Source organism: Pseudomonas sp. FW215-R2, assembly GCF_058789255.1.
Window position 1 is genome coordinate 157,412 of sequence record NZ_JBYTBO010000015.1, and the last position, 26,303, is coordinate 183,714.

The 26,303-nt window shown below is 59.1% G+C and carries 28 protein-coding genes and 1 pseudogene; 18 read left to right on the forward strand and 11 right to left on the reverse strand.

Going from position 1 to position 26,303, the window contains the following annotated elements; translation table 11 throughout:
• The first annotated feature begins 112 nt into the window (after positions 1–112).
• Together curR and AC3WRD_RS20720 are read left to right on the forward strand one after the other, a co-directional pair.
• Positions 113–697 (forward strand): TetR family transcriptional repressor CurR, encoded by a 585-nt coding sequence (gene curR, locus AC3WRD_RS20715; RefSeq protein WP_102622114.1) that lies wholly within the window; start codon positions 113–115, stop codon positions 695–697.
• Positions 698–752: 55 nt separating this feature from the next.
• Positions 753–1,217: a hypothetical protein gene (locus AC3WRD_RS20720; RefSeq protein ID WP_102622113.1), complete on the forward strand. Its 465-nt coding sequence runs from the start codon at positions 753–755 to the stop codon at positions 1,215–1,217.
• A 20-nt stretch (positions 1,218–1,237) separates the two neighbouring features.
• Here AC3WRD_RS20720 and AC3WRD_RS20725 read toward each other — a convergent pair whose 3' ends face one another.
• Positions 1,238–2,089 (reverse strand): LysR substrate-binding domain-containing protein, encoded by an 852-nt coding sequence (locus AC3WRD_RS20725; protein WP_096820580.1) that lies wholly within the window; start codon positions 2,087–2,089, stop codon positions 1,238–1,240.
• 253 nt (positions 2,090–2,342) lie between these two features.
• Here AC3WRD_RS20725 and AC3WRD_RS20730 point away from each other — a divergent pair, with 253 nt between their 5' ends.
• The 7 genes from AC3WRD_RS20730 (at position 2,343) to metC (ending at position 9,676) form a co-directional block, all read left to right on the forward strand.
• Positions 2,343–3,182, forward strand: coding sequence for a transporter substrate-binding domain-containing protein (locus AC3WRD_RS20730; protein ID WP_102622112.1), 840 nt, complete (start codon positions 2,343–2,345; stop codon positions 3,180–3,182).
• 138 nt (positions 3,183–3,320) lie between these two features.
• Entirely contained in the window at positions 3,321–4,055 is a 735-nt protein-coding gene (locus AC3WRD_RS20735; protein WP_102622111.1) for an amino acid ABC transporter permease, read from the forward strand.
• Positions 4,045–4,833, forward strand: a complete 789-nt coding sequence (locus AC3WRD_RS20740) for an amino acid ABC transporter permease (RefSeq protein ID WP_102622110.1) — start codon at positions 4,045–4,047, stop codon at positions 4,831–4,833. Before AC3WRD_RS20735 ends, AC3WRD_RS20740 begins: the two co-directional genes overlap by 11 nt.
• The gene (locus AC3WRD_RS20745) at positions 4,820–5,656 is read left to right on the forward strand and encodes an amino acid ABC transporter ATP-binding protein (RefSeq protein WP_102622109.1); all 837 of its coding nucleotides are present in this window, start codon (positions 4,820–4,822) and stop codon (positions 5,654–5,656) included. Before AC3WRD_RS20740 ends, AC3WRD_RS20745 begins: the two co-directional genes overlap by 14 nt.
• Before the next feature lie 15 nt (positions 5,657–5,671).
• Positions 5,672–6,268 carry a cysteine dioxygenase family protein gene (locus AC3WRD_RS20750; RefSeq protein ID WP_102622108.1) on the forward strand — a complete coding sequence of 199 codons (597 nt, stop codon included), beginning with the start codon at positions 5,672–5,674 and terminating at the stop codon, positions 6,266–6,268.
• Positions 6,265–6,921: a glutathione S-transferase N-terminal domain-containing protein gene (locus AC3WRD_RS20755; protein ID WP_102622107.1), complete on the forward strand. Its 657-nt coding sequence runs from the start codon at positions 6,265–6,267 to the stop codon at positions 6,919–6,921. The genes AC3WRD_RS20750 and AC3WRD_RS20755 overlap by 4 nt, the downstream gene beginning before the upstream one ends.
• A gap of 25 nt (positions 6,922–6,946) precedes the next feature.
• Positions 6,947–9,676 carry a cystathionine beta-lyase gene (metC, locus tag AC3WRD_RS20760; protein ID WP_102622106.1) on the forward strand — a complete coding sequence of 910 codons (2,730 nt, stop codon included), beginning with the start codon at positions 6,947–6,949 and terminating at the stop codon, positions 9,674–9,676.
• Positions 9,677–9,679: 3 nt separating this feature from the next.
• Here metC and AC3WRD_RS20765 read toward each other — a convergent pair whose 3' ends face one another.
• Positions 9,680–10,936, reverse strand: a complete 1,257-nt coding sequence (locus AC3WRD_RS20765) for a PucR family transcriptional regulator (RefSeq protein ID WP_256580600.1) — start codon at positions 10,934–10,936, stop codon at positions 9,680–9,682.
• A gap of 314 nt (positions 10,937–11,250) precedes the next feature.
• On the opposite strand from AC3WRD_RS20765, the gene AC3WRD_RS20770 reads away from it, so the two are divergent.
• From AC3WRD_RS20770 to AC3WRD_RS20780, 3 genes are read left to right on the forward strand one after another with little or no spacing between them, the layout of a single operon-like run.
• Entirely contained in the window at positions 11,251–11,454 is a 204-nt protein-coding gene (locus AC3WRD_RS20770; RefSeq protein ID WP_207267971.1) for a YtcA family lipoprotein, read from the forward strand.
• 9 nt (positions 11,455–11,463) lie between these two features.
• Entirely contained in the window at positions 11,464–12,516 is a 1,053-nt protein-coding gene (gene mdtN / locus AC3WRD_RS20775; RefSeq protein WP_096820590.1) for a multidrug transporter subunit MdtN, read from the forward strand.
• Positions 12,513–14,555, forward strand: coding sequence for an FUSC family protein (locus AC3WRD_RS20780; protein WP_102622103.1), 2,043 nt, complete (start codon positions 12,513–12,515; stop codon positions 14,553–14,555). Before mdtN ends, AC3WRD_RS20780 begins: the two co-directional genes overlap by 4 nt.
• A gap of 33 nt (positions 14,556–14,588) precedes the next feature.
• On the opposite strand, the gene AC3WRD_RS20785 is transcribed toward AC3WRD_RS20780, so the two are convergent.
• Genes AC3WRD_RS20785 through AC3WRD_RS20795 form a run of 3 tightly spaced genes read right to left on the reverse strand, consistent with a single transcriptional unit; the run spans position 14,589 to position 17,432 of the window.
• Positions 14,589–15,794 carry a methylaspartate mutase gene (locus tag AC3WRD_RS20785; protein WP_102622102.1) on the reverse strand — a complete coding sequence of 402 codons (1,206 nt, stop codon included), beginning with the start codon at positions 15,792–15,794 and terminating at the stop codon, positions 14,589–14,591.
• A 43-nt stretch (positions 15,795–15,837) separates the two neighbouring features.
• Complete coding sequence (locus AC3WRD_RS20790; RefSeq protein WP_102622101.1) at positions 15,838–16,293, reverse strand: cobalamin B12-binding domain-containing protein; 456 nt, start codon at positions 16,291–16,293, stop codon at positions 15,838–15,840.
• A gap of 14 nt (positions 16,294–16,307) precedes the next feature.
• Positions 16,308–17,432, reverse strand: a complete 1,125-nt coding sequence (locus AC3WRD_RS20795; protein ID WP_173861330.1) for a fatty acid desaturase — start codon at positions 17,430–17,432, stop codon at positions 16,308–16,310.
• 109 nt (positions 17,433–17,541) lie between these two features.
• Here AC3WRD_RS20795 and AC3WRD_RS20800 point away from each other — a divergent pair, with 109 nt between their 5' ends.
• A complete protein-coding gene (locus tag AC3WRD_RS20800) occupies positions 17,542–18,423 on the forward strand; it encodes a LysR family transcriptional regulator (protein ID WP_102622100.1) in 882 nt (293 codons plus the stop codon).
• A gap of 19 nt (positions 18,424–18,442) precedes the next feature.
• Here AC3WRD_RS20800 and AC3WRD_RS20805 read toward each other — a convergent pair whose 3' ends face one another.
• The 4 genes from AC3WRD_RS20805 to AC3WRD_RS20820 form a co-directional block, all read right to left on the reverse strand.
• Positions 18,443–19,429 carry a quinone oxidoreductase family protein gene (locus AC3WRD_RS20805; RefSeq protein WP_102622099.1) on the reverse strand — a complete coding sequence of 329 codons (987 nt, stop codon included), beginning with the start codon at positions 19,427–19,429 and terminating at the stop codon, positions 18,443–18,445.
• A gap of 9 nt (positions 19,430–19,438) precedes the next feature.
• Positions 19,439–20,059, reverse strand: coding sequence for a LysE family translocator (locus AC3WRD_RS20810; protein WP_102622098.1), 621 nt, complete (start codon positions 20,057–20,059; stop codon positions 19,439–19,441).
• A gap of 123 nt (positions 20,060–20,182) precedes the next feature.
• The gene (locus tag AC3WRD_RS20815; RefSeq protein WP_102622097.1) at positions 20,183–21,121 is read right to left on the reverse strand and encodes an AraC family transcriptional regulator; all 939 of its coding nucleotides are present in this window, start codon (positions 21,119–21,121) and stop codon (positions 20,183–20,185) included.
• A 21-nt stretch (positions 21,122–21,142) separates the two neighbouring features.
• Positions 21,143–21,976 carry an oxidoreductase gene (locus AC3WRD_RS20820; RefSeq protein WP_102622096.1) on the reverse strand — a complete coding sequence of 278 codons (834 nt, stop codon included), beginning with the start codon at positions 21,974–21,976 and terminating at the stop codon, positions 21,143–21,145.
• 30 nt (positions 21,977–22,006) lie between these two features.
• Here AC3WRD_RS20820 and AC3WRD_RS20825 point away from each other — a divergent pair, with 30 nt between their 5' ends.
• The 4 genes from AC3WRD_RS20825 (at position 22,007) to AC3WRD_RS20840 (ending at position 24,347) form a co-directional block, all read left to right on the forward strand.
• Positions 22,007–22,171 carry a hypothetical protein gene (locus AC3WRD_RS20825; RefSeq protein ID WP_158243867.1) on the forward strand — a complete coding sequence of 55 codons (165 nt, stop codon included), beginning with the start codon at positions 22,007–22,009 and terminating at the stop codon, positions 22,169–22,171.
• 11 nt (positions 22,172–22,182) lie between these two features.
• Complete coding sequence (locus tag AC3WRD_RS20830; RefSeq protein WP_102650861.1) at positions 22,183–23,151, forward strand: alpha/beta hydrolase; 969 nt, start codon at positions 22,183–22,185, stop codon at positions 23,149–23,151.
• Between the two features lie 177 nt (positions 23,152–23,328).
• The gene (locus AC3WRD_RS20835; RefSeq protein WP_102622807.1) at positions 23,329–23,877 is read left to right on the forward strand and encodes a hypothetical protein; all 549 of its coding nucleotides are present in this window, start codon (positions 23,329–23,331) and stop codon (positions 23,875–23,877) included.
• A complete protein-coding gene (locus tag AC3WRD_RS20840; protein WP_102622808.1) occupies positions 23,877–24,347 on the forward strand; it encodes a hypothetical protein in 471 nt (156 codons plus the stop codon). Before AC3WRD_RS20835 ends, AC3WRD_RS20840 begins: the two co-directional genes overlap by 1 nt.
• A 230-nt stretch (positions 24,348–24,577) precedes the next feature.
• On the opposite strand, the gene AC3WRD_RS20845 is transcribed toward AC3WRD_RS20840, so the two are convergent.
• On the reverse strand, positions 24,578–25,117 hold the full coding sequence (locus AC3WRD_RS20845) for a hypothetical protein (RefSeq protein WP_102622809.1): 540 nt from the start codon (positions 25,115–25,117) through the stop codon (positions 24,578–24,580).
• Positions 25,118–25,197: 80 nt separating this feature from the next.
• On the reverse strand, positions 25,198–25,617 hold the full coding sequence (locus tag AC3WRD_RS20850) for a hypothetical protein (RefSeq protein ID WP_102622810.1): 420 nt from the start codon (positions 25,615–25,617) through the stop codon (positions 25,198–25,200).
• Positions 25,618–26,002: 385 nt separating this feature from the next.
• On the opposite strand from AC3WRD_RS20850, the pseudogene AC3WRD_RS20855 reads away from it, so the two are divergent.
• A pseudogene (locus AC3WRD_RS20855) lies at positions 26,003–26,303 on the forward strand (alpha/beta hydrolase fold domain-containing protein); the annotation flags it as partial.

Consider the following 26,303-nt stretch of genomic DNA (forward strand, 5'->3'; position numbering starts at 1 on the left):
TAGACCGGTCGTCTAGTAATTTTTTATCCGCATGTTTTTCATGGACCGGTGTGGCAAACTCCCGTTCCTTCGAGTTAAACGACTGGTCTATTGCCTGGTAATCTGCGCCCCGATGAAACCGACCTACGACGACACCCGCCAACACCTGCTCGACACCGGCCACCGGATGATGGCCGAAAAGGGCTTCACCAGTGTCGGCCTGAACGAGATCCTGCAAACCGCCGGTGTGCCCAAGGGCTCGTTCTATCACTACTTCAAATCCAAAGAGCTGTATGGCCAGGCGCTGCTCGAGGACTACTTCGTCTGTTACCTGGCCGACATGGAGCGACGCCTGACGCTGCCCGACCTGAATGCCCGCGAGCGACTGATGGATTACTGGCAGGGCTGGCAGGACCGCTGCACGCTGGAAGGGCACGGTGACGAGTGTCTGGTAGTGAAGCTCAGTGCCGAGGTGGCCGATCTGTCCGAAGCCATGCGCCTGACCTTGCGCGATGGCGCCGAGCGAGTGGTGGCTCGCATCACCACTTGCATCGAGCAGGGCCAGGCCGATCAATGCCTGCCCGACGGCGATGCCCGGCAACTGGCGGAAACCCTGTATCAGCTTTGGCTGGGTGCCAGCCTTTTGAACAAGTTGCAACGGACGGGACAATCGTTGGCTACATCGATGGCGACCACGAAGCGGCTCTTGGGCGTTTGAGTGGCATGCGATTACAAGTGATGAATGAACAACGGTTCAGTCTCTGGAGTTGACGATGGCGTTCTCCACCACGCTGTGGGAATGGTATGGGCAAGATGAACACAAACGCGTTCTCTCGGTTTGCGGAGCCATTGAGGGGCTGACAGTCCTGGCATCGAGCGCTGATGTGCAGCGAAATACGATCCCGGATTGCCCGGCCTGTGAGGTGTGGTCAGCGTCAATGTTGCCGGTCAATGAGGTGCTCACAGTGTGTGGCAGCGCGATGCCTCGTGACGTTCGGGCTCAACTTCAGCAGGTTTGGGCGTTATGTGACTCGCTGCCGGAAACGGCTTTTCTCTGCCATGACCAGGAAATTTTTTACCGTATCGAATGGCAAGCCATCCGGCATGCCGCCGCGCAGGCGCTGGAATTGATCGAAGTGGTGAAACTGACGCCCTACCTGGATGAGTTGATGTCGTATTGCAGCGATGCTGTGCGCGGACTGAAGGGGCGCGACCGGGGAACGCCTTTCGAATATTGAGTTGACCACGCCTTCCACGCTCAAAGGCCACGACTGTTTCTGATCAGCTCATATGCTCGCCTGACCAGCGGGTTTACGGTGTTCGGCCGGATCCACAAGTGATAAGTCACATCCGGCAGCCTCGGCAAGCCATCGGTTTCCCCCAGAACCCGCATGTCCGGGCCAAGCATTTCCATGCTGCGCGGGGTGACCCCCAATCCTGCGCGAGTGGCAGCCTTGATGCCAATCAGGTTCGACGCCAGATACGCCTGGCGCCAGGCAATGTTGGCACGCTCCAACGCCTCAAGTGCGTAGCGCCTGTAGATGCTCGGCTCATCCACCAAAATCAGCGGCAGCGGTTCGCCGGGGTTGTGGATGTATTGCGCCGAACAGATCCACCACACCGGCGAAGTACGCAGGGCGAAGCCTTCGAGGGTCGGGTCTTCGCGGGTGGAAATCACCATGTCGACCTTGCCCCGGTGCAGATCGTCCATCAGAAACGGGCTGCGCCCGACATCGATTTCCAGGCGCAGGCGTGGTGCCGAGCGGGCGATGTGGCTGAGGATCGGCGGCAGAATGGTATCGGCGATGTCGTGGGGTGAACCGATGCGCAACACACCACTCAAGCTGCTTTCGCGCAGAGAACTCAATGCGTCGTCGTTGAGCGACAGCATCTGTCGCGCGTGCCGCAACAACTGCAAGCCGGGTTCGGTGAGGTGTTTTTGGCGGCCACGTTTCTCGAACAGACTGACCCCGACCTGTTGCTCCAGCCGCTGTATATGCTGGGTGACGGACGCTTGCGTGCGCGCCAGGTGCACGCCGGCTTCGGCAAAACTGTGGTGATCGACCACGGCTATGAAAGTGCGCAGCAGTTCGAGATCCAGCGTCGACATGGTTCTGTTCCAAGCGTTTTTTTACATCAGCAGTGTAAACATAATCATAAAGAATCGTTATGTGTTGCTGCTGGTTTTGTTGGAGGGTAAGTCAAAATACCCAGTAAAACAGCTGGTTTGCGAGTTCTTCGCTCGTTTGATGTTCTGCAAGTTATAACGATATTAGATCTTTGCATTTCCGTTGGTACACCGCGAAACCTACGATGCCCCCTGTCAGGTCGGAAGACGCCGATCATTCAAAAAGGGGAAGTCCATGTTGCCCAAGCACACGTTTGTAAAACGCCTATTGCCTGTGATGTTGGGTGCCGTGGTTTCCATGGCGGGGGGCGCAGCCCAGGCTGACGCGACACTGAACAAGATCGAGCAACGCCACGTACTGGCGGTCGGCGTGCTGCTCTCAGGTGGCCCCTTCGGCAGTATCGATCCCGCCACTCAGCAGCCGCGCGGCCTCAATGTGGAACTGGCGCAAGAACTGGGCAAGCAGCTCGGCGCAGAGGTGCAGTTGGTGCCGGTGCTGCCGGCCAACCGCGTGCAATTTCTGCAACAGGGCAAGGTTGACGTGCTGATCGCCAACATGGAATGGACCGCCGAGCGCGGCGAGATTCTCGGCTTCGTGCCGACACCGTTCTACCGTGTGGGCGGCACGGCCGCCGTGCTCAAGGACAGCAAGATCACTCGCTGGGAAGACCTAAAAGGCCAACCGGTGTGCACGTCCCAGGGCAGCAGTTACGTCAAACCGCTGACTGAATTGGGCGCCGAACTGAAAGCGTTCAAAAGCTCTTCCGAATCCTTGCTGGCGCTGCGTGGCAATAACTGCGTGGCGGCGGTGCATGACGCCACGCTGATCAACCCGCTGATCGCCGACAATGCCGAATGGCAGGGCTATCGTGCCCTTGCCCCGGAACTCAATCCGGCGCCGTCGGTGATCTGGACCCGTCGCGGTGAAAGCGACACCCAGGCCCGGCTTGATCCGATCATCAAGCAACTGCACCGCAGTGGCTGGCTGATCGAGGCCCAGACCCGCAACCACATCACGCCCGCGTCTCCTGCGCTGGTCGAACTGCAAAAACAGTTTCAAGCCAACGGCGCCTGACTTTCCTTTTTATCGATTTCCCGCAACCGTCGTCCTGGACGACGGTTGCCTGAGGCCGGCGTGCATGAATCATTATTTTCTCTCTAAAGACCTGATCAACGCGTCAGTGCAGCAGGTCGTTCGCACGCGGAGCGAACCATGACTCACTGGCTTGAGCTTTTCGTCCACTGGACCGCCGGGCTGGGCCTCAACTACAGCTTTGTGCTCGATGCCTATCAGCGCGGATCTCTCGGGCAAGGTGCGCTGACCACCGTGCTGCTGTGCGTATTCACCATCATTGGCAGCTTGCTGGCGGGCGTCGGACTGGCGGCGATGCTCACGTCAGGCAAACCCTGGCTGGCGACACCGGCCCGAATCTTTGTCGAAGTCACCCGCAACACGCCGACACTGGTACAGCTGTATTGCGCCTTCCTGGTGCTGAACATGCTGCTGACCCAGGCCATCGGTGCGGCGAATCCGCTGACGCCATTTGCCTGGGTGGTGATCGTGATTTCCCTGCACAAGGGGGCGTTTCATGCCGAAGCGCTGCGTGCCGGCATCGAAGCGGTGCCGACCGTGACGCTGGAAGCGGCCAGCTCACTGGCCTTCAGCAGTCGGCAGTTGCTGTGGAATGTGCAGTTGCCGCTGGCCCTGCGTTTTGCCCTGCCATCGCTGATCAACAACCTGATCGATCTGGTGAAGATGACCGCCGTGGCCTCGGCCATCGCTGTGGGCGACATCACCTACGCAGCGATCATGATCTGGACCCAGAGCGACAATGTGCTGGAGTTGATGATCCTGATCCTGAGCTTTTTCGGCCTGCTGAGTTTTATCGTCAATTGCGTGGGGCGCTACCTGGAAGCGCGCCTGAGGATGCCCGGTTATGGCCATTGACTCGTCCGTCAGCGTGATGACGACCTTGCCGCGCAAGCACCTCGGCAAGCTGTTGGCGCTGATTTTCCTGGGTTTGGCGTTGCTGTATTTCGGTGCGCAAAGCCCGGTGCTCAAGGCCTTGGTGCAGTGGTCGCCGGCGCTGGCTGCGGGGTTCGCCCGGAATATTCTGATCAGCCTGGTCGCCATCGCGCTGGGGTCGCTGCTGGGGTTGTTGGTGGGCGCGCTGGCCCTGTCGCCGTTGCGCTTGACGCGTCTGCCGGCGCAGATCTGGGTGCAGGTGTTCCGTAATGCGCCGTGGCTGGTGCTGATCTATTTCACCACTTATGTGTTCCCGTTCGAGATTCACGTCGCCGGCGTTTACCTGCCGTTTCCGGACTGGGTCAAGGTCACCATCGGCCTCGCGCTGCCGGCCAGCGCCAACGTCGCGGAAATCTTCCGCGGTGCCGTGGCGTCGATCCCGGCCACCCAATGGGAGGCGGCGCGTTCACTGGCGTTCACCCGTGGGCAGATTTTCCGCTCGATCATCCTGCCACAGTGCTTCAAACGCATGCTGCCGCCGTGGATGAACCTGTACGCGGTGATCACCATGGGCACGGCGCTGGCTTCGCTGGTGGGCGTGCATGACGTGATCGACACCGCGCAGATCGCCAGCAACACCGTGAACATGACCGGGTTTACCGTGGTGATTTACCTGAGCCTGCTGGTGTTGTTCTTCGCCTATTGCTACCCGATTTCCCGACTCACCCGACGCCTGGAGCGACGTTATGCCTTCTATTGAAACCGTCGGCGAGCCGCTGGTCAGCCTGCGGGATTTGCACCTGTCGTTCAGCGGCAACCCGGTGCTCAAGGGCATCGACCTGGACGTGCATCGCGGTCAGGCGGTGTCGATCATCGGCCCGTCCGGCTCCGGCAAGTCGACCATCCTGCGCTGCATCACCGGCCTGTTGCAGCCCCAGCGTGGCAGCATCCGTGTCGGCTCGACCGAGGTGCACACGCTGACGCAGGAAACCCAGCGCATCGAGTTGCGCAAACGCGTGGGGTTTGTGTTTCAGCAGTACAACCTGTTCCCGCATCTGTCGGTGCTGGAGAACCTGGTCGTGGCGCCGCGCAAGGTGCTGGGCCGCAACCGGGACGACGCCGAAAAGGACGCACGCGCCTTGCTGGCCAAAGTGCGTCTGGAGCACAAGGCCGATGCCTATCCCGGGCAGTTGTCCGGCGGCCAGCAACAGCGCGTGGCGATTGCCCGGGCATTGGCGATGCGCCCGGAGCTGATTCTGTTCGATGAAGTGACTTCGGCCCTCGACCCGGAAACGGTCGGCGAAGTGTTGACGGTGATTCGCGAACTGACCGAGGAGGGCATGACCTGCGTATTGGTGACTCATGAAATGCGTTTCGCCGAAGAAATCAGCGACGTCGTCTATTTCACCGAGAACGGCGTCATCGTCGAGCACGGCAGTGCCGAGCAGATCTTCCAGAACCCCGTTAGTGAACGCACCCAGACCTTTTTGCGGCATGCCTTGGGCGATCCGGGTCGTCGCCCGGCGCTCGCCAACGATCCCTACCTGCTGAGCAATCTGAGCCGTTACAGCCTGTCCGTCTGAACCGAGGAGATATCCATGAGTACCGTGAACCGCGCCGACGTCATCGAGGACTTCCTGAAGAAAGTCCGCGTCATCCATCAACGGGGCGTCGACCGCACTGCGTTGAAGGAGATCGTGACGTTGCTCGAAGCGCTTGCCGAGCGCCGCGATCTGTTCAATTTCGACGAATTTCCCGCACCGGTGCCGGGGCAGGGCAGCACCGCATTCCGCTACCGTCTCAACGACGATGGCGACACACCGACGCTGTACCTCAACTCGCTGCTGCCGGGCAAAAGCACCATCCCCCACAACCATGAAACCTGGGCGATCATCAGTGCCATCGAGGGCCAGGAAATCAATTACGTCTACGCCCGCAGTGACGAGGGCCGCGAGCCGGGTTTCACCACCTTGCATCTGGAACGGGAAGTCATCGTGCAGCCCGGTACCTCGATCTCGTTCCTGGGTGAGGACCTGCACGGCATCCGTGTCGACGGCGACCAGCCGACCCTGCATTTCCACCTGTACGGTTTGCCGCTGGAGTCCCTCAACGGTCGCTACGGCGTCGAGGCGGACGGGCGCATTCTCAATTACAACGCCTCGCAAATGGCCCCGTCGATCAAGGCCTACGCATGATCGACCTGTATTACTGGCCGACTGGCAATGGCCTGAAAATCGCCATTCTTCTGGAAGAACTCGGGCTGGAGTACCGCGTACTGCCGGTCAATATCCGCGAGGGTGAGCAGAAGTGGCCGGCGTTCCAGCGCATCAGCGCCAATGGGCGGATTCCGGCGATTGTCGATCACGCGCCTCACAGTCTGGGCGAGCCACTGAGCCTGTTCGAGTCCGGCGCGATCCTCAACTACCTGGCTGACAAGGCCGGGCAATTCCTGCCGCCGCCGGGCACCGCCGCACGCCAAAAAGTCCAGGAGTGGCTGTTCTGGCAAGTGGGACATGTGACGCCGTACCTGAGCCAGTTGCAGCTGTTCAAGGAAAAGGCGCCACAACCGCAGCCGTTTGCCCTCGACCTGCTCAGCGGCGAAGCGACGCGACTGTATGGCGTGCTGGAGACGCGGTTGTCTGAAGTGCCGTATGTGGCGGGGGAGTATTCCGTCGCCGACATGGCGATCTTTCCGTGGATTCAGCCGCTGCGTCAGGGCCAGGACCTGGCGCATTTTCCGCAGATCAGTGCCTGGCGCGAGCGACTCAAACAGCGTCCGGCCATCCAGCGCGCCTATGCCAAGGGCCGGGACATCGCGGTCAACGAGCGCTCCCTGGCGCTTCAATAATTCATCTTCAAAAAGCGGAACCTCCATGAGCCAGACCGTATCCCCGCAGCAGTTGCAGCAATGGCTGTTCGACGGGCAGGAAATTGCCCTGTTTGATGTGCGCGAGCACGGCCAGTATGGCGAAGCGCATCTGTTTTTCGGGGTGAACCTGCCCTTCAGTCGACTGGAACTCGAGGCGGCACGCCTGGCGCCGAATCCGCATGTGCGGCTGGTGATCTACGACCAGGATGGCGGCAGTCTGGTGGCCCGTTGTATGCAGGTGCTGCAGGGGTTGGGCTATGACAACGTGCACTGGCTCGCCGGGGGCGCCGACGGCTGGGAAGCAGCAGGTTATCAGCTGTTCGCCGGCGTACACGTGCCGTCCAAGGCGTTCGGTGAATTGGTCGAGGAGGCCAGTCACACGCCGCATGTCACGGCGCAGCAACTGGCCGAATGGCAGGCCCGGGGCGCGCCGCTGGTGATGCTCGACGGTCGGCCGTTCGAGGAATACCGCAAGATGACCATCCCCGGTGCCATCTGCTGCCCGAACGGGGAACTGGGCTACCGCATCCATGACCTGATTCCGGACGACAGCACGCCGATCGTGGTCAACTGCGCCGGGCGAACCCGCAGCATTATCGGCGCCCAGACGCTGATCAATCTGGGGCTGAAGAACCCGGTCTACGCGTTGGAAAACGGTACTCAGGGCTGGTATCTGGAGGACTTTCGACTGGAGCACGGCAGTGCCCGGCGCTATGCCGATGAAGTGTCCGCCAAGGGGCTGGAAGCCCGGCGTCTGGCGGCCGCCCGGCTGGCGGACAAGGCCGGAGTGAAAACCGTAGCGGCTGACGAAGTCCGGCGTTGGGCCGATGACGCAGGGCGCAGTCTGTTCCTGTGTGATGTGCGCACGGCCGAGGAATTTGCCGAGGGCACTCTGCCGGGGGCGCAGCACACGCCGGGTGGGCAGCTCGTTCAATCCACCGATTTGTACATTGGTGTGCGCCGGGCGCGGGTGGTGCTATTCGACAGCGACGGCGTGCGCGCGCCGATCGTTGCCAGTTGGCTGCGGCAGTTGGGACATGAGGCTTATGTGCTGGCAGGTGGGACGGGCAGTGGCCTGGTGTTGTCCGGCACGGGCGTCGATACGCCCGCCGCATTGCCTCTGATCACGGCCCGGGCTCTGGCCGACGCACTCAAGGACGAGGCGATCGTGCTGGTGGATCTGCGCCCGAGCATGGACTATCGCAAGGGGCATGTGGCGGGTTCGCGCTGGTCGATCCGCCCGTTGCTCGCCGGTGCCGTGGCCGGGGAGACAAGGCCATTGGTGTTATTGGCGGATGATCCGGCGCTGGCGGCCATCGCCGCTCTGGAATTGCCTGCGGTTCAACGCGCTGGCGTGCGCTTGCTGGACGGCGGACTGTCGGCGTGGCAAGCGGCGGGCGGCGCGGTGCAGGAGGAGGGCAGCAGTCCGGCAGATCAGGATTGCATCGACTTCCTGTTTTTCACCCATGACCGTCATTCCGGGAACAAGGACGCGGCACGGCAATATCTGGCCTGGGAAATCGGCCTGCTGGCGCAGATGAGTCGCAAGGAAATCGCCAGCCTCAAGCCGCTGAAAACACCGGGCGATGCACGCGTACGCACCCGGCTGATTCATTCGGCCCGCACCGAAAACGGCAGCGGCGCACGCTCGGTCAATGTCCCGGTCACCCGCCTGAGCACCGTGTTGTTCGACAACCTGGCGCAGATGCGTGACGCCCGTCAGCGTCGCGACACTGAACGTGTCTTGAGCTACGGCGCCCGGGGCAATCCCACGGCGTTTGCCCTTGAGGACCTGGTCACGGAACTGGAAGGCGGCTATCGCACGCGTCTGTTCAGCACCGGGCTGGCGGCGGTGGCGCAGACGTTCCTGGCCTATCTGCGCCCCGGCGATCATCTGCTGATTACCGACGCGGTCTATGCGCCCGTGCGGCGACTGGCCGCTGAGCTTCTGGAACCGTTCGGCATTCAGGTCGATTACTTCCAGGCCGACGGCAGCACTCTGCCGGGTTTGCTCAAGGCCAACACCCGAATGGTCTACACCGAAGTGCCGGGATCGCTGCTCTACGAACTCTGCGACTTGCCGGCGATAACGAGCCTTTGCCAACCCCGCAACATCCTGCTGGCCGTGGACAACACCTGGGGCTCGGGTTACCTGTACCGGCCGCTGGCGCTGGGCGCGGACATTTCCATCATGGCGCTGACCAAATACCTGAGCGGCCACAGCGACGTGGTCATGGGTAGCGTCTGCACCCGCGAGGACGTCTGGCAACCCTTGGCGTCCATGAGCGATGCAATGGGTGTCACGGTCAGCCCCGACGACGCGTATCTGGTGCTGCGCGGTGCACGCACCCTGGCATCACGCCTGGAGGTTCATGAGCGCCAGGCGCTGGAGATCGCTCACTGGTTGCAGGCGCACCCGGCGGTGAAACGGGTTTTCCATCCAGCACTGGCCGAACATCCCGGGCATGCGCTGTGGCAACGGGATTTCACCGGGAGCAACGGGCTGTTGTCGTTCGAGCTGCATCACGCCGGGGCTGATCAATTGGAGCGATTCATCGATTCGCTGCAACTGTTCGGGCTGGGCGCGTCGTGGGGCGGGTACGAGAGCCTGATCACGGTGACCGATGCGCTGGACAGTCGTGGCGCAGGTTCAGTGTTGCGGCTGCACATCGGGCTGGAGGATGTCGAGGCGTTGATCGAGGATCTGCAGCGCGGGTTTGCACGCCTGTCGTGAACGCTAGTCCTCCCGCACCTTACTGATCGAAAACCGGCGCAACTTCAGCGCCGTGTCCAGTCGGCTGACCCAGTTGATGTCATTGAGATCCGCGCCCAGCAGGTTCTCGATGCGTCCCGTCCGGTAATTGAGGGTGTTCGGGTGGATGCCGAGGGTCTTGGCGGTCTGGGCGCGGTGACGGCCACTTGAGAAGAACGCCTCCAGCGTCAGCAGGAGGTCGGGTTCATGGCTGAGTTGCTCGATGAGCGAAATCAGGTACCTGAGGGTGTTGTCATGGCTGCGCACGCTGTCTTCGATCAGCACGCTGGAATAGCGTCTGACGAGTTGTTCGGCCCCGTTGAAAGGGAAGAGGTCGATCGCCTTGATCGCTTCTTCTGCCGTGCTGATCCAGCCGGCGATACCTTGATTCAACAGACCGATACCCACGCCCCGCAGTTGGGGCAGGAGCGCGGGCAGTGACGCAGCGCTTTCGGCCATTCGCTGGTCGCATTGGGTCAGGGTTTCGCCTTTGATGCCCGGCAGCCAGATCACCAGTTTGTCCCGGTACCAGACGCGGATCAGCTCCTTGACGGGAATCTTCAGGTGCCGGGAAACCTGCAGGGTCAGGCGGTCGAATTCGTCTTCGCGCTGCAACGGCTGGACAGGGCGCAAGGGCAGTTCCAGTGCGAGCGCCACGCGGGGCGTGCTGGCGTCCAGGCTGAGTGCCGACAGAGTGTCCTCAAATCCCTCGGTATCCTGTGGCGAGTGCAGCAGGAAGTGATAAAGACGCTGATGCAGATGTTCCCTCCAGCGGACTTTCTGAATCTGTTCTTCCAGATACGCCTGGACCACTTCTTCGGCGATATCGTCGAAGAAGTCGAACATGTAGCCGGAAATCTGCAACAACAACTCTTTGCTTAATGCATCGTCGTCTCTGGCGAGTTCCAGGTAGCCGCTCCAGATTTCACGCACCCCCAGACTGAAGCCGCGCATCAGCGATTGCAGGGGCACGCCCTGATGGACCCGCCTGCAACCGATCTCCTTCAGCGTAAGACGCGTGTCCTGCGACAGACCCTCGCCGGTCAGCAGCGTTTCGCACCACAGGCGCGCGGTGTAGCTCAGGGAGTTTTCCAGATCCTTGCGGGCTTCTGGCGTGAGGTCCTTGTAGCCCGCCATCCGGTTGAGCTGGCTGTTGATCTTCGCGGTGAGCAGGGAAGGGGTGTTCGCAAATTCGCGGGTGATCGTTGCAAGTCGAGCGCTGAGGGTGGGGATTGGCGTCACTGTGTTCACCTTTTTGCGCCTGGAAGTGTCGGTTTCACTCGCCGGCGAGTGTCTGTGCGCGCTCTATACTCTTACGTTCACCAAGCCAGTTCAACAACGCTTTCAGCCCGGTTTTCCGGTTGTTTACTGTCACAACGAAGTTATGTTTTTTTCCAATATCGGGGCCGTGGACGGATCGGTAAGGTGCGCAGGTCAATTCCTTGCCCAGAGGTTCCGGTTTGCGTCAGTCGTCACTTGCGGAGGTAGGCATGCCTTCATTCAATCCCGTCAGGCTGGCACTGATACCTGTCGTTCTACTGCTCAGTGGATGCTCCATGTCCCCCTCGCTTGTACTGTTCGGTGCGGCTTTTCCTGACTGGCTGTTCTGCATTGTCGGCGGCGTTCTGGCGACCACGGCGATCCACGTGATACTGGGCAGATATTCGCTGCGCGAACGCATTTCTCCTCTGGCACTGAGTTACCCGGCACTGACCGGACTCCTGGCGATGCTGTTGTGGCTCGTCGTCTTCCACGGATGAATGCCCGCCATGAATAAAACCACCGAAAAAACGCATTCAAGCCGTGTGCCGGCGCTGCTGATCGTTCTGGCCGCTTTTCTGGTGCTGGGTTATGTGCTCTGGCAAACCGAAACCCGGCCGAGTACCGATGATGCCTATGTGTACGCCGACACCATCGATGTCGTTCCGGAAGTGAACGGCCGGATCGTCGAGATGCCGGTGCGCGACAACCAGTTGGTCAAGCAGGGCGATCTGTTGATCCGCATCGACGCACGCCCGTATCAGGACGCGCTGGATCAGGCCAGGGCGCGGCTGGTTACGCTCAATCATCAGATCGGTTTGACCCAGCGCAGTGTGAACGCCCAACAATACGAGGCGGCATCGGCTGTGGCGTCGGTCGAGCGGGCGCGGGCGCAGGCCACGCAATCGAACGACACCCTTCAGCGTCTGGAGAAGTTGCTCGCCAAGGGTTATGTGTCCGTGGAAGCGGTGGATCAGGCGCGAACGGCCCAGCGTTCGACGGCTGCCGAACTCAACGCCTCCCGATTGCAGGCGCAACGAGCCGGGGCTGCCGTCAGTGGTGTGGATGCGCTGGTGGCGCAGCGGGCCGAGGTCGAAGCGCAGATTTCCCTGGCCGAACTGAGCCTGGAGTTCACCGAGGTTCGCGCACCTTTCGACGGGCGAATCGCGTCCTTGCGCACCACCGTCGGCCAGTTCGCCTCGGCCTACAAACCGATTTTCACGCTGATCGATACGCGCCACTGGTACGTGGTGGCGAACTTTCGCGAGACCGATCTGAAAGGCATCAAGGCTGGCACGTCCGCCACGCTTTATCTGTTGGGCGACACCGGCAAGCGGTTTCAGGGGCGGGTCGACTCGCTCAGTTTCGGTGTGCTGCCGGATGACGGCGGAACCGTCATCGAAGGCCTGCCGCGCGTCCAGCGCACCATCAACTGGGTCAGGGTTTCGCAACGCTTTCCGGTGAAGATCTCGGTGCAAGACCCCGACCCGGAGCTGTTTCGCATCGGCGCCTCTGCCGTCGCGGTACTGCGCCCTGACGAACCGGCCAAGACCGGTCAATGAAACGCTCGGCGGAAGACAGGAACAGGGGCAGCCTGGAGCGCCTGTATCGGTTTCTGGTCGATGAACTTCAGCCGTACCCTGGCCGTGTGAACCTGTTGCTGCGCACGCTGCTGGGCAGTGCGCTGGTGATCATCATTTCGATGACCCTGCAGGTTCCGTTGCTGGCGCTATCGTTGATCGTGGTCTTCTACGTGACGCAGACCAATGTGGTGCTGACACGCATGGTCGGGATGCTGTTCCTGGTCGGCGCAACACTGGCCATCGGCTTGACCATCCTGCTTCTGAAGTTCACCTACGGATACCCGCTCCTGAGAATTCTCGGCGCGAGCATGCTGTTTTTCTGTAGTGCCTATCTGATCCGGGTCACCCGGATCGGTGTTGTGTTTTTCGTGGTCGGCATTGTGGTGATCTATGCCCAGACCTTCGTCGACCTGACCGATCAGGCCGAGGCCGTTTTGCGTCTGGTGCTGTGGGTGTGGGTGGCGGTCAGTTACGCCATCGGCCTGACGCTGTTGGTCAATACGCTGCTGTTGCCGGCGGAGCCTGTCAGGCAACTGGAGAATCATCTGCGATCGCAGTTGTTGATCGTTGCCCGGTGTCTGAGCGGCGAGCAGAGCGGTGCGGCGCTGGGTGCCGCCGCGATTCAGCGCAGCGTGTTGGCCGCGCAGCAACTGTTGAGGTTCGCCTGCATGAGGGACGCCGGTTATCGCAGCCAACAAGTCGCTCACCTGGCGCGCATCAGCAGTATTTCCCGACTGTTGACGTTGGCCGCTCAATTGCCGGCGCCCACAGCGAACGCTCTGTCCAACGAATTATTGCGACAGGCAGTGCTTGATCTGGAGGCTTCTCTGGGCACGGGACAGGCACCCGAAGGGATGTCCGTTCTTGATCAGATCGATACGAGAGGATTGCCCGGCGTTTACGAGGAAATACGCCTGGAGTTGCTGTCTTTTCTGAATGTGGAGAAGGCTGATAACCCTCAAGGCACCAAGGCTCAGAGCGCGCCGATGTGGGTGCCGGATGCGTTCGAAAACCCGGTGTACATGCAGTTTGCCGTCAAGACGCTGCTGGCGGCGTCGCTTTGTTACCTGTTCTACATGGGCACGGACTGGCAAGGCATCCACACCATCATGCTGACCTGCCTGATCGTCGCTCAACCCAGCCTCGGCGCGACCGGGATGCGTGCGACGTTGCGTGTCGGTGGTGCGCTGGTGGGCAGTGCCTTGGCTTTGGCGATGGTGATTCTGGTGGTTCCGCACATCGACGGGATCGTCGGCCTGTTGTTCATGTCATTGCCGGTGATTGCGCTGGGTTCCTGGATCGCCGCCGGCTCCGAGCGAATCAGCTACGCCGGCGTGCAGATCGTGTTCACTTTCGCGTTGGCGTTGCTGGAGCAATTCGAGCCCAGCACCAACCTGACGGAGATTCGTGATCGCGTGATCGGTGTGCTGTTGGGTGTCGGGATATCCCTGTTGATTCACGCCTTTCTGTGGCCCGAGGCAGAGGGTGAAGCGTTGCGTCAGCGATTGGCGAAGCTGATGGACCGACTGGCAGACTCGTTGAAAACCCGACGAACAGCTGACGAGGCGCCCCGTGATTTGCGGGTATGGAATGAGTTGGCCGACAGCCAGGCGATGTTGGCCAGGGTGGCGCTGGAACCTGGCTGGCAGGTCGCCGAGAGTCATCAGGAAGTGCTGGTTTTTCGTATGCAGGAATTGCTGGTGCGGCTTCGCACCATCGCCATGGCAATCGATGCGCTACAAGTGGAGTTGACTCACGATCAGTCGGAAGGCGAGGCCTGGCTGGCATCACTCGAACTGTGCAACGAGACCGCCGCCGTGCTCGATGACTATGCACAACAGTTGAAAGGTCAGGGTGGTTTTGTTGTCGCGAGAGGGACGCTTGCACGCTTGCATGCTTATGCAATGGCAAGACTTCAGGACGACACCTTGAGAGCGCGCTTTGTCGATTTGCTGGCGAGCGTCGATGACTTGCCTTCAAGCGGTCCGGGATTGGGGGTAGGGCTGCCCGCCGAATAAGGCGAACAGCCTCCCATTAACGTAGACGGTTACTCAAAGCACGCCGTCATAGGTACGGATGTTTTGTCGCAGCGCCGCGAGGAAAGAGAACGCGTTCTCCACGCGCTCGCCTTCGAAGCCGTGATAGTAGTTCTGCGGAGTCAGCACGGTGCCGGCGCTGCGCTTGTTATCCGGGTGGAGGCAGTAGGGGATCGACAGGAATCCACTGTCGAAGGCACTGAGGATGGCTTCGGACAGATTGGTATCGCGCTTCAACGTCCCCTCGATCAGCCGTTTTGCGGCCCCCAGAATGCGCGCGTGTTCCTGCGCATCGAACGGGATATCCGGCAGAACGCCGTCGGTGTGCAGGCAATAATCCGCGTATTCCAGGGCCGCGATGTTCTCCTCGATCCGGGGAATCCGCCGTGATTCCACCGGCGTCTTGATGATGACCCTTTGCACGCCTGTCGCGCGGATCATGCCCAGCGCATCGCCGGTGATTCGGCAGAATCCACCCAGGGTCCGGGGGAAGAACCCCATGAACACATAGCCGACAAAGTGATAACTGCCCGGTGCGAAGTACTCGGCCGCCAACTGTTGCAGCGCCGTCACTGCGGCGCGGTCCTGTACCGGTGAGGTGCCCTGGGCATAGGAGAAGGACAAGGTCTTGATCCCGTGGGAGCGCAAGAAGAGCCCTTCAAGGATGTTGAGTGCAACCAGAATGACCGGGTCGCACATCTGCCCCATCATGCAGCCGGCAAAGCTTTCGATATGACTCTGCTCTACGCCCTGGGCCAGCACCTGGCAGGATTTCTCCCAGTGGCCGAAGGCTTCGCGCAGCGGTGTGCGGCTGTAAGGCAGGCAATAAGAGATCGGTCCGCCTTCGGTGGTGGCCAGGCCGATCTCGACCATGCGCTGGAAAATGTGCAGCGGGTTGGGCGAGCCATGGCGAATCTGCACCGGCAGTCGGTAGCGGTCGTGAATCTGACCTAGCATGGTACGGGTCTGTGCCGGTGGATGGTTGACGATCGGGTAGCCATTGAGCATGGAAGCCGTATCGATGGCCCGTTGTGCCGCCTCAAGGTTGTTCACCCGTGTGAATGCATCAAGGGTGATGGTGCAAACGGTGTTTGCCCGGCTTGCCGCTGTGGCCTCCAGACCCGCCTGCATGCGGGCCGGGTCACTGAAACCCATGCGCGGCTGAAGTACCGGGCCGCGTGCGTCGAACTGTTCAAGGACATGCGTGTTGAAGTCGATCATCCTGGCAAACCTTTATCTGGACCTGAGGGGGCGGTGTCGCGGGTCATCGAGCGACCCGTTTTTCCAGGTAATGCGTCGGATAAAGCTGCGCTGTCACCAGCTCCTGAAAGGCATCGAAGCTGTTCGCGACGCTGTCGTCGAACACTTCATCAAAGCCTGCCGTCCTGAGGGTTTCGCTGTGCCGGGCGATGGTCTGCGGATCGTTTTCGGTGCAGATCTTGCCACCGATATACAGCCCCTCCGAGTGATCGGTCTCTGCACGAATGCGCCGGGCGAGTTCGGCGCCTTCAAGGTAACCGTGGCCGTTGACCGTGCTGACCACAACGATTGCGCTACCGTTGCGATTGAGCCGCGAGACCACCTCATCCATCGGGGTGTTGGGCCCCAGGTTTTCGACCTTGTAGCCAAGGTCGTTGAGCAGGAACTCCATGAACACCAGATTCCAGCTGTGAGAGTCCGAAGGTACGGTGGTGAGCAGTGCGGTTTGTTTGAACGTCATCGTTAAAGTCCCTTTTAAGTTGCATTCCTGGCTGCGTAATACGGGAGTGCCCGTTGAAAGTTGCGAAAGTTCGTCGTGACCGCGTTGATGTATCCCCAGTTCTCCCCGTAGTTGGTCGGGAAGGGTTTGGAGCCTTCGATCCTGTCGCGCTCGCGGGCGGTGATGTAGTTCGGCCACTCCTTGGATCGCGGGCGGCGATGGTGGAAGTCGTGGCACGGCGTATCACCGACCATTACAAACAGGCGAATGAACAAGTGGAACGCGAGCATCTTGATCAGCCACAGGCCGATATGGGCGTAGCGTCGAACGGTGCCTGCGCCGTCGGGGATGTGCAGTTCTTCGCCGATGAACACCGCTGTCGTGCTTTCGCAGATGAAGTCGATGCCGCGTCGCTCCAGGACATCCACGCTTGGCCAGGTGTGTTCGGCGGCGAGGCGGAAGGTGGTGCTGATGTGGTAACCCGCGAAGACCGGCACGACCCAGGCCATCATGAACAGATCGAAATGGCCCAAAACGATCGACAACAGCGCAAGGCTCGCCCAGAACAGGAGGGTCAGTGCCGAGACGCGTCGGTTTGGCGCCGTTGCGGAGGCCTTCAGTCGCCCCCAGAACGAGCGCAGGATGGCGAGCGGGGAAAACGCCGTGGACACCAGTTTGGTCCACATGGTGGTGATGCTGTCGGACGGCTTCAGCCCTACCACGCTTTGCAGGTAGGAGAGGGTGTCGTCATCGTCGGTCAGCAGGGTTTTGGAGCTGTGATGCAGCGTGTGCTCATGCTTGTACGTATCGAAAGGCTTGAGCATCAGGGCGCCGGAAATGATCCGGCCCACGGTCAGGTTCTTCTCGCGTGATTCAAAGACCATGTCGTGAGCGCAGTTGTGGCAGATCATCACTTGCATCTGCTTGATGCCCCCGGTCGCCACGACGAAGCCCAGCAGCCAGAGTGCAACGTTGCCGTGCAGGTAACCGATGCCGGCCAGCAGCGTGCCGGAGGCTATTAATCCCGCCGACACAAGGATATGGTGCATCGGTTTCAGGACGCGGACCCGATCGAGGTCTTCGGGCAGAGGTTTGGCCGTCAGCCAGCTCAAGAACGGCTGCATGAACCCTGGAAGGGCGCGCATTGAATTACGTATCATCCATGTTTCCTCTGGGTTTTGCTCCGTGCAAAAACTCTAACGTGGCCTCGAATTATTTCGAATAGAAATAGGTGGGGATCGATTTTCCATTTTTGGGTATGTCATCAACATGGACTGGGATGATCTGAAGGTTTTTGTCTTCGTCGCCAAATCGAACAACGTGACCGAGGCCGGAATTTCGCTCAAGGTCTCGGCCTCGACGGTATCGCGCAAGATCGCCGCGCTCGAGGAATCGCTCGGCACTGTGCTGTTCTCGAAGAAGACCAATGGCTATTTCCTCACGGAGGCGGGCCGCACGTTGCTGCCACTGGCACTGGAAACCGAGGAACGCTTCAAACTGATGGAGCGGCAGATGTCGCAACCGGGGGACCGGATGGCGGGGCAGGTGCGGATCGATTGTCCTGAACTGATGGGCACGCACCTGATCATTCCGGGGCTTGCCGCATTCCGTGATCAGCATCCGGAAATCAGCTTCGATTTCATCAACTCGGCGGTGTCCTCCAAACTCACGCAAAGCCACAGCGACATCATTGTCCGGTTGCGCAGGCCCGATAACGGCAACTTCACCATGCGCCGGGTGGGCACGCTGATGCAGGGGCTGTTCTGTTCCCAGGGATATGCCGCAACCCATGGGCTGCCCACGGAGCCCGGCGACTTGAAGGATCACAACCTGATCGGCTGGACCGAGGAGATGGCTTACATGCCGCTGGCGCAGTGGCTGAGTGAAGTCAGTGGTGACCAGAAGCTCTGGATGCGTGTGTCCAACCTCAACGCTCAGCTGAAAGCGGTCGAGGCCAACCTTGGCATCGCTGCGTTGCCGGCCTATGTCGGCCACCAGTCCGGTTTGCTGCAGGTGTTGCCCGACCGGCCGTCACGCACCTCGGATATCTGGTTGCTGCGCAATCAGGCGACGCAGGGCGTCAGTCGTGTCGATCGGGTGGTGGAGTATCTGACGGAGCTGTTTCACAGCAAAACGGCCGAAATTCACTGACGGCCGTTTTGCTGCGAGGTCAGGGGACCAGGATCAGCGAGCCCCGGGTTTCCCGGTCTTGCATCATGCGATGGGCTTCAGCGGCCATGGCCAGCGGCAGGCGCGTTATCCGAGGGGCCTGGATCGAACCGTCGGACAGGGCCAGCAGCACACGCGAGGCAGCGTCGGCGAGTTCGGCGTCCTGGCCGATGTAGTGCTTCAAGGAGGGCCGGGTGACATGCAATGAGCCCAATTGCCCAAGCCGTGACAGGTTGAACCCGGTCACATCGCCCGAGGCATTGCCAAACAGCACGAGATGACCACGCTGGCGCAAACTGGCCAGCGACAGCTCCACGGTGTCGTGCCCGACAGAATCGAACACCACATGAGCACCCTTGCCCTCGGTCAATTCACGAATGGATGCTGCTGCGCCCGGGGCGCCCGCGTCGAGAGCGGCAATGCATCCGGCCTCCAGCACTTGTTTGCGCTTGGCTTCGGTCGACGCGAGGCCGATGACGCGCATGCCTCGAGCGACCAGCCAGCGGGTGGCAATGCTGCCCACGCCTCCGGCAGCGGCGTGCCAGACAACATAATCGTCAGGCTTGAGCGGGACGCAACGATGAGTCAGGTATTCGGCCGTCAACCCCTTGAACATCAACGCCGCGACGACCTCGGCGGGTGCATCATCGGGCAGGCGAATGGCGCGTGCGGCCGGAAGGATTGCGTGGCTGGCGTAACTCCCGGTCGAGTTGTCGACGAACGCAACCCGGTCACCGGGGGCGAAGCCTTTTACCTGGGCTCCACATTCGACTACGCGACCGGCACCTTCCATGCCCAGACCCCTGGGAAACGGCGAACCGTCCTCCAGAGCACCACTGCGACGGTGCAGGTCGATGAAGTTCACCCCCGCCGCTTCGATGGCAACCGTGATCTCCTCGGGGCCTGCGGCGCGCAGTCTGTATTCGCGTAATTCGAGGACGTCCGGTTGACCTGGTGTGGCGAATACGATCCCGTGTGCATGGGTCATAGGTCCTCCTTACAGTGGGCCGATACGCAGGAAAATCCAGACCGCCACGGCGATCAGCATCAGACCGAACGCGGCGTTCTGGAACACCAGTAATCTGGGGCGTGACTGGATCAGTTTCTGCACGGTCGAGCCCAGCGAGACCCAGATGACATGCGAGAAGAAATTCAGCGAGATCAGAGCGGCGCTCAGGATCAGCACGACACTGCTGCTGGTTTCACCGGAGGGCATGAAGGTCGAGAACATCACCAGCAACATCACGATGCCCTGAACATTGCCCAGTTGCACAACGATCCCGTCCTTGAATTGCAGGTGCATGGCCTTGTCGCTGGGCGCCTTGAGCGGGCGACGCAACAGCCGGATGCCCAGGTACAGAATGTAGAAACTGCCGACGACTTGCAGAACCCAGACCAGCGTCGGGCTGTTCATGAGCGTGTGATAAAGGCCCAGTCCGACCAGCACGGCGATCAGGAAGTAAGTGATATCCAGGCCGGCAATGAACCGGACCGAGCGGCGCACACCGCTTTGCGCACCCGAGGTCGCCACCATCAGATTGCCAGGGCCTGCACTGAGGGTCAGCGGCACCATGGTTGATAGCCAGAGCAACCAGTTGATGCTGAAAATTTCTTGCATGTTGTCTTCCTTAATCGCGATGCGAACTGAACTGCAGCCAGTCTAATTCGCGGTCGCTTATAAGGTTATAGCGAAGAGCGCAAGGCGGTTTCCCAGAAATGGGGGAAGCGCGGGAGAGGGCGATCAATGCGACGAAACATACTCCGAGGGTGTAGTCGGCGCAGGCAAGGCATAGGTTGCTTTCATCCACTCGATCTCCGCCTGCGGCGTCCTGCCGAAAAAGCGTTTGAACTCGCGACTGAACTGCGAGGCGCTTTCATAACCCACGTTGAACGCCGCTGCCGAAGCGGTCATGGCATTGCGCAGCATCAGCAGTCGCGCCTGGTGCAGTCGCGTCGACTTCAAGTACTGCATCGGCGAGGTGTCCGTCACGCTGCGAAAGTGCAGGTGAAAGTTGGGCACGCTCATTCGGGCTTCGTGAGCGAGTTGCTCGACGTCCAGGCGCTCCTGATAGCTGCTGTGGATCTTGCGGATCGCCCGAGTCACCTTGCCGAAATGCCCCTGTCGATTCAGCGCAGCACGCATCGATCCGCCTTGTTCACCCGTCAGAATGCGGTAGTAGATTTCCCGCATCAGCGATGGCCCCAGTATCTGCGCGTCCCCCGGGATACTCATCGCTTCGAGAAAACGCAATGTCGACGCACGGAGCCTGTCGTCCATCGGCGAGGCGTACATGCCCTTGGGTTGCGCGTCGCTTGGGCCGTGAAGGTCATCCACTTGCTGCATCAACTCGCTGGCCAACTGGAAGTCGAGGTGCATGTAGATCGCAAGCATCGGCTCGGCCTCGGTGGCATCGGTTTCCATGGTGAAGGGGATGGGCACGGACACCACCAGATAATGCTGGGCGTCGTAGACGTAGACGTCGTCGCCCAGATAACCGCGTTTCTGGCCCTGACAAAGGATCACGATGCCCGGGTCGTACAGCACCGGCGTGCGGGTCAGCGGCCGGTTCGAGCGCAGGAAGCGGACACCTTCAAGCGCACTGAGGTTGTAGCCCTCGACCGGTGCGAGCGTTTCCATGAGCTGCACCATGCGCGAGGTGCCTGCGTCGGCCTGCTTCATTGCGTCCCCTCTATTGGCCGCTCAATGGTCGGTGGAGCGAGTCAACGCTTCCCACTGATCGATCTCGCCGGCGGCGTGTTTGAGCTTTTCACGCACCAGGCGCAACGCGTCACTGCCCAAAAGCAAGTGTGCCGGTGGGGCCGGGCTGGCGATGATCTGCAACATTGCCTGGGCTGCTTTTTGCGGGTCGCCGAGTTGCTTGCCGCTCTTTTCTTCGCGCGCCTTGCGCACCGGATCGAAACTGGCGTCATAGTCGGCAATGCTGCGCGGCGTGCGCTGCATCGAGCGACCGGCCCAGTCCGTTCGAAATGAACCCGGTGCAACGGCGGTCACGAAGATATTGAAGGGCGTCAGCTCTTTGCTCAGCGTATCGGAGATGCCTTCGAGCGCAAACTTGCTGCCGCAGTAGTACGCGATGCCCGGCATCGTGATCGTGCCGCCCATCGAGGTGATATTGATGATGTGGCCCGCACGCCGCTTGCGAAAGAAGGGCAGGAACGCCTTGATCACGGCAACGGCGCCGAACACGTTCACGTCGAACTGGCGGCGCATGTCTTCCAGCGGTGACTCTTCGAAGATGCCTTCATGGCCGTACCCCGCGTTGTTGATCAACACATCGACCGGCCCATGAGTCGCTTCAACTTCGGCAATGACGCCGTCGATCCGGTCGAAGTCCGTGATATCCAGAATTACCCCGTAGGCGTTTTCCATGGACAGCGACTGAAAGGCGTGCAAGTCGGCTTCCTTGCGCACGGTGCCAATGACACGGTAGCCGGCCGCGAGTGCTTCCCTGGCCAGCGCATGGCCGAAGCCGCTGCTGGCGCCGGTAATGAAAAGGGTCTTGGTGGTGGTCATGACGGGCTCCGGTGAGTGGGGTTTCAGGTCATGGTATCCATCGAAGAAACACTCACCTATGTCGGTTTGTCTTTGAGCATTGCCTATTCCTATCAACGAGGCGAGATGACGGCTGATGAACTTTTTGCGTTGCTCCGGGCATCCAGGCTGGAACAGACCGCAACCGCTGATATCCTGCGCAACTACCGCCGATGAGCCAGGACGAAATGAAGACATCAACCCGTTGGCCCGCAGACGATAACGAGTTGGCGCAATTGCGCGCGTTCAACAGGAAGCTTGCCCGGCTGCCGCGTTTTCGCATCCGCAATCGCATCACACCGCGAGTGTTTCAAATGCTGTTACGCCTCAGCCAATTGGGCGGCGTGAGAAAGTTGCTCAAGCACGGGCTCGAGGCCGAACACAAAGTGGTGGGCGTCGACGGCGCTTCAGTGCCGGTGCGGATCATTCGGCCAAAGACAAAGGCCAAAGGCGTGGTGCTGGATTTTCATGGCGGCGGTTGGGTCATCGGCAACGCGCAGATGAACGACCACCTCAACATCGGCATGGTGAACGCCTGCGACGTGGCCGTGGTCTCCGTCGACTATCGGCTGGTGGTCTCGACGCCGATTGAAGGCGTGATGCAGGACTGCCTTACGGCGGCTCGCTGGTTGCTCAGTGATGACTGCCGTGAATTTGCGAACCTCCCCATCATCGTCGTGGGGGAGTCTGCCGGCGGCCACCTCGCCGCCGCGACTCTGCTGCAACTCAAACAGTGGCCGCACTTGCTCGAACGGGTGAGCGGGGCGCTGCTGTACTACGGCGTCTACGACCTGACCGGAACCCCCAGCGTACGCAACGCCGGGCCCGATACCTTGCTGCTGGATGGGCCGGGGATGGTCGAGGCGCTGCAAATACTCACGCCGGGATTGAGCGATGAAGAGCGTCGGCAGGCGCCGTTGTCTCCGCTGTACGGTGACTTCACCGGGTTTCCGCCGGCGTTGATGTTTGCGGCGGAGCTGGATCCGCTCAGGGATGACACGCTTGAGTTGGCTGAGCGTTGGGGTAGGGAGGCGGAGGTTGAAGTGCATCTGTTGCCGGAAACGGCGCATGGGGTGATTCATTTTCCGTTGGGGTTGGCGGGGAGGGTGGTTGGGTATGGTCGGGCTTGGGTTGCGGGGCGAGTTGCTGAAGGGTGAGTGTTTTATGGAGAGTCGGTTTCGGCGGCCACGAATGTCCGCTATCGACCCGCCGTTGCCAGTGACGAAGCTGCAACCGGAGTAGCGATTTGTCATTAAGTCGAATATTATTGTCTGCCATTTGATACTAAATGGCCACGTAGCACACATAACGGATTACTCCAAGGAACCTAGTTAATGTTGGACGTAGTTGTGTCAGGAGCAATCTCGCTATTGATGGTGCTCGTAGAGTCCGTTGGGATAGCAGTAGCAAAATGGGCAGTAGTTCGTCGTCAGTCGGAAAAGCGGGTCGCAATTGCAATGGCGGAAGCTGCCGATAGCTTTGTGGGTGCGGCTTCAGGACGGGTTGCCTTCATCGCTGATGCAGGTGCACAGGCTCGGAAAGACGTTAGAAAAGAGTTGGTACTTAATATTATTCCTGGCCCAGAATTTTCGTTTATGGCTTTAACTTTTCTTGTGACATTGTTCTTGTCATATTTTTACGCCACCGAAGCTCTGCGTAAGACTATAAGCCCATTTTTGTCAGAATCTTCTAGCAATTATCCCATTCTATTTGGATCAATATTGGCATCATTGGTTGTATGGTTCTTTTTGTTTTTGTGGAGAGAAATGGTTGTTTCTTCTGAATCAGGTAGGCATCGCAAGAAATGCATCTCTGCTATACTGGCGTTGGGCGTTATCAATCTTACAGCTGCTCTCTATTTGATTATTGCAGGGAGAGTGTAATGTTAGAACTAATTTTAAAGATTGCTGCCATGATCGCTACAGGCGTTGTATCTCTGGCTGTGCCGGAAGTGGTCAGTAGAGTTTCAACACGTCGCCCTAAAATCTTTGACTATCATGATCTTCTGGAGGAGGCTGAGAAAGCTAGAGCAGCTGGAGCGGATGCTGCGTCTGTTCAACTAGCTTTTTCTTGCATAGAAATCATGCTAGATCAGATTTTAGATAACAATGAAGGTGAGACTGATTTTACAAAAAAAATTAAGTATGCTCAGCAAGTCGGGGTGGTTTCTGATGACGTTGCGGCTGAATTGAAAAGACTTTCGGGCATAAGAGCTAGAGTTATACATCCCCGTCCTAATCAGGTGAAAATCGGTACTACCCCCGAAGATGCTGCAAGTTTTATAGATAGGGTGAGAAGGGCATTGTTAGATATAGAACATGCCGAGATCGAGCTGCAATATAAGCCAACCTGATTTATTCGGCTCATAGTTGCATATTGATTTTAACTGGCAGAACACGATCCGAGATGGAGTCCATGCTACGGCCTCGGCCTACTAGGCCTGTCTGAAGCAACTGAGGCCGCTCGAAAGCAAAGGCCTGCACTTGGTCGGAGTAAGCTTGTCGCGACCGTCCGCAATCTACCCATAGCTGCCCATCGTAGTGGCAGTCCCCTTTTTTGAGTGGCGGTTAGCAGGCCGCCCTATTAAGCCGCTGGTGCTGGGTCATGAGGCTTGATTTCCTCCATGCCCTGTACCTCGCCTGGGGTATAAGGGCGTATAAAGTCGTCGTAAGTCTCGCAAAGGTGGATCAATAGTGTTATGTCGTCACTGAGCTTTCGGGCGGTTTTTTCCGTCTCTCTGAGCTCTGCATATGTCATGGTCACCATTTGATCTGTTTTTTTATCGTATCTAATCATCTCCATCTGCCCACCACCGACAAGCGTTAATACACCATGGGCGATATGATTACGATTATCCATTAACACCTTCACACGTGCGAAGATTCGTTTTATACGTAAGGTGGCTGGAGACTCAGGCATTTTATACAACTCAGCCTCAACCAGCTTTAGTCGATCAGAGGTTGTTAGCTTTTGCCACTTGCTTGGTAATGTGATTGGCCTTTTCTGTTGAGTAATAAAGCCATAAAAGTGAATAAGTAACATGTCTACTTCACTGACTGAGTAGATGATCCACCCCATCCCTGATGCCCAATGACTCCGCATTGAGCCTTCTACGTCTTGCATCCCTAACTCCCAAAGTCAATATTGAAAGGCTGCGCTGGTATTTATAGCAACCCAACGCTGCCAAAAAAAGAAAAATTGGCTTAATTAGCCGGCTCTCGTGCGATCATTTCATTAAGCTCTCGATAGCCAGCGTACAAATCAACGAAGGACGACACTATATAAAAATGCCCCTTTTCCTCATTGTAGACACAAATCTGATCGTGATCATCAACGGAGTATTGCTCACACCGTTTATCGCTCAGGACTTCAGCAAGAATTTTGAGTGTGTCAAGGGTTAGGGTCGGCTTGCAATTGCGCTCAGATATATAAACTCCAAGACAGTATTCTAGTTCTTCAGCGTCCAATCCATCGAAGGCACCATCCTCGTCATAGCAGACCTTCAGGGTGGTGGGGCTTAAATTAATCGTCCGCTCTTCTCCATTATCTAAAATAATGGTTGCTACAGGGCTGAGTGGCTCTAAGTCGCCAATGAACACATTGTTTATATCTAACACCCTCATGCTCGCCGAACTCCGTGTAAGAAAACGACATTTTATACGGAATCCAGATGCTTGCACGCTAGCTTATGAGCTTTACGCGTACCCTTCCTTAAAAAGCTTCGACAGACAGCTGACGGCTTTGGACCAAGCAGCGTGTCCTTGATTTCTTGCTCCGCATAGTCGCTGGTGTTGAACTGACGGTCTCAGGCTCACTGAATCGTCCCGTGTTTTGAAGATGCTGAACGACTGCTTTTAGCCGATTGCTGACCCTTACGAAGGGCTGAAGCCACCCCAAAACGGTCGGTCAAATACTTACGTTGCAACCACGGATAGTTCCAGCAACTGAGAAAGGGCAAAAAAGGGCACTGGTCTAATTCTGGAAAATAAATCAGTCCCCTTTTTCGCTAGCGTGCGCAACGCCGGGCCCGATATCTTACTGCTGGATGGGCCGGGGGTTGTTGAAGCGCTGCAAATGCTCACGCCGGGATTGAGCGACGAAGAACGCCGGCAGCCACCGTTGTCTCCGTTGTACGGCGACTTCACCGGGTTTCCGCCGGCGTTGATGTTTGCTGCGGAACTGGACCCGCTCAGGGATGACACGCTTGAACTGGCTGAGCGTTGGGGCAGGGCGGCGGAAGTGGAGGTGCATCTGTTGCCGGAAACGGCGCATGGGGTGATTCATTTTCCGTTGGGGTTGGCGGGGAGGG

Coding starts and splice junctions, on each gene's coding strand:
- AC3WRD_RS20825 (WP_158243867.1), top strand. CDS start 22,007: ATGGTATCCATCGAAGAAACACTCACCTATGTCGGTTTGTCTTTGAGC.
- AC3WRD_RS20730 (WP_102622112.1), top strand. CDS start 2,343: ATGTTGCCCAAGCACACGTTTGTAAAACGCCTATTGCCTGTGATGTTG.
- AC3WRD_RS20750 (WP_102622108.1), top strand. CDS start 5,672: ATGAGTACCGTGAACCGCGCCGACGTCATCGAGGACTTCCTGAAGAAA.
- AC3WRD_RS20815 (WP_102622097.1), bottom strand. CDS start 21,121: ATGAAGCAGGCCGACGCAGGCACCTCGCGCATGGTGCAGCTCATGGAA.
- AC3WRD_RS20850 (WP_102622810.1), bottom strand. CDS start 25,617: ATGAGGGTGTTAGATATAAACAATGTGTTCATTGGCGACTTAGAGCCA.
- AC3WRD_RS20800 (WP_102622100.1), top strand. CDS start 17,542: ATGGACTGGGATGATCTGAAGGTTTTTGTCTTCGTCGCCAAATCGAAC.
- AC3WRD_RS20725 (WP_096820580.1), bottom strand. CDS start 2,089: ATGTCGACGCTGGATCTCGAACTGCTGCGCACTTTCATAGCCGTGGTC.
- AC3WRD_RS20790 (WP_102622101.1), bottom strand. CDS start 16,293: ATGACGTTCAAACAAACCGCACTGCTCACCACCGTACCTTCGGACTCT.
- AC3WRD_RS20770 (WP_207267971.1), top strand. CDS start 11,251: ATGTCCCCCTCGCTTGTACTGTTCGGTGCGGCTTTTCCTGACTGGCTG.
- AC3WRD_RS20735 (WP_102622111.1), top strand. CDS start 3,321: ATGACTCACTGGCTTGAGCTTTTCGTCCACTGGACCGCCGGGCTGGGC.
- AC3WRD_RS20795 (WP_173861330.1), bottom strand. CDS start 17,432: ATGATACGTAATTCAATGCGCGCCCTTCCAGGGTTCATGCAGCCGTTC.
- metC (WP_102622106.1), top strand. CDS start 6,947: ATGAGCCAGACCGTATCCCCGCAGCAGTTGCAGCAATGGCTGTTCGAC.
- curR (WP_102622114.1), top strand. CDS start 113: ATGAAACCGACCTACGACGACACCCGCCAACACCTGCTCGACACCGGC.
- AC3WRD_RS20780 (WP_102622103.1), top strand. CDS start 12,513: ATGAAACGCTCGGCGGAAGACAGGAACAGGGGCAGCCTGGAGCGCCTG.
- AC3WRD_RS20785 (WP_102622102.1), bottom strand. CDS start 15,794: ATGATCGACTTCAACACGCATGTCCTTGAACAGTTCGACGCACGCGGC.
- AC3WRD_RS20745 (WP_102622109.1), top strand. CDS start 4,820: ATGCCTTCTATTGAAACCGTCGGCGAGCCGCTGGTCAGCCTGCGGGAT.
- AC3WRD_RS20755 (WP_102622107.1), top strand. CDS start 6,265: ATGATCGACCTGTATTACTGGCCGACTGGCAATGGCCTGAAAATCGCC.
- mdtN (WP_096820590.1), top strand. CDS start 11,464: ATGAATAAAACCACCGAAAAAACGCATTCAAGCCGTGTGCCGGCGCTG.
- AC3WRD_RS20810 (WP_102622098.1), bottom strand. CDS start 20,059: ATGCAAGAAATTTTCAGCATCAACTGGTTGCTCTGGCTATCAACCATG.
- AC3WRD_RS20740 (WP_102622110.1), top strand. CDS start 4,045: ATGGCCATTGACTCGTCCGTCAGCGTGATGACGACCTTGCCGCGCAAG.
- AC3WRD_RS20840 (WP_102622808.1), top strand. CDS start 23,877: ATGTTAGAACTAATTTTAAAGATTGCTGCCATGATCGCTACAGGCGTT.
- AC3WRD_RS20720 (WP_102622113.1), top strand. CDS start 753: ATGGCGTTCTCCACCACGCTGTGGGAATGGTATGGGCAAGATGAACAC.
- AC3WRD_RS20845 (WP_102622809.1), bottom strand. CDS start 25,117: ATGCAAGACGTAGAAGGCTCAATGCGGAGTCATTGGGCATCAGGGATG.
- AC3WRD_RS20830 (WP_102650861.1), top strand. CDS start 22,183: ATGAAGACATCAACCCGTTGGCCCGCAGACGATAACGAGTTGGCGCAA.
- AC3WRD_RS20820 (WP_102622096.1), bottom strand. CDS start 21,976: ATGACCACCACCAAGACCCTTTTCATTACCGGCGCCAGCAGCGGCTTC.
- AC3WRD_RS20805 (WP_102622099.1), bottom strand. CDS start 19,429: ATGACCCATGCACACGGGATCGTATTCGCCACACCAGGTCAACCGGAC.
- AC3WRD_RS20835 (WP_102622807.1), top strand. CDS start 23,329: ATGTTGGACGTAGTTGTGTCAGGAGCAATCTCGCTATTGATGGTGCTC.